Annotated in this window: 1 protein-coding gene; it reads left to right on the top strand. The window is 72.0% G+C overall.

Annotation, left to right across the window (positions count from 1 at the left end):
• Positions 1-884: sterol carrier protein domain-containing protein (locus ACZ5CR_RS47215; RefSeq protein WP_468870248.1), on the top strand; the 884-nt coding region annotated here is incomplete at its 5' end.
• Positions 885-1,055: the final 171 nt, after the last annotated feature.

Genomic DNA, 1,055 nt, shown 5'->3' with positions numbered 1-1,055 from the left:
ACCCGATCTACGGGCGCTACGGCTTCGGGCCCGCCACCACCGCCACCGAGTGGATCATCGACGTACCGCGGACCGGGCTCGATCCCCGCTGGGCGGGCCCGGACGACGGCGCCCGCATCGACCTCGTGGACGGCGGCGACGTACGCAAGGAGGGCCCGCCCCTGCACGAGCGGCTGCGCGCCCTGCGGCACGGCGTCATCGACCGCGACGAACGCTGGTGGCTGGAGAACACCGGGCAGCTGGTGACCCCGGAGCATCCGTGGACCGAGCCCTTCTACGCGCTCTACCGCTCCCCGTCCGGCGAGGTCGAGGGCCTGGTCGCGTACGCGACGGAGGACAGCTGGAGCGACAGCAGCCAGCCTCAGAACACCGCGACCGTGCACAAGCTGATCGCCACCACGCCGGCGGCCGAACGCGCCCTGTGGCACTACCTCTGCTCGATCGACTGGGTCAGCACGGTGAAGACGGGCAACCGAGCCCCGGACGACCTGCTCCCGCTCTTCCTGCCCGACCCGCGCGCCGCGCGCGTCAGCAGGCAGACGGACTGGCTCTGGGTGCGGATCCTGGATGTCGTACGGGCCCTTGAGGCGCGTACGTACGAGGCGTCGGCGTCCCTCGTCCTGGAGATCGGCGACCGCGCGGGCCTCGCGGGTGGCCGCTACCGGCTTGACGCGTCGCCGGGCGGTGCGGTGTGCGCGCCGACCGCGGACCCGGCCGAACTGTCCCTTGGCGTAGGTGAGTTGGGGACGCTCTGGCTCGGTGACGAGTCCGCGGTGCGGCTTGCGGCGGCGGGACGGGTGACGGAGGAGCGGGCGGGCGCCGCCGTCGTCGCCGACGCCCTGTTCCGTACGTCCCGGCGCCCGTGGTGCCCGGACGGCTTCTGATCTTCTCGGCCGTACGGGCTCTTCGGTTGCCTCTTATGTTGCCTCTTCGGTTGTTGGTGGCTGACCGGACTCCCGGCTCCCCTCCGGATGGGAGCCCGGTCAGCCAGCTCTGTCAGCCCGACTGGGCGAGCANCAGGACGAGGATCGCAGCCCCGACGCCGCTGATTTTGG

It is taken from the genome of Streptomyces sp. NPDC031274, from assembly GCF_055570235.1.
This window is presented reverse-complemented; position numbering and strand designations above follow the sequence as displayed.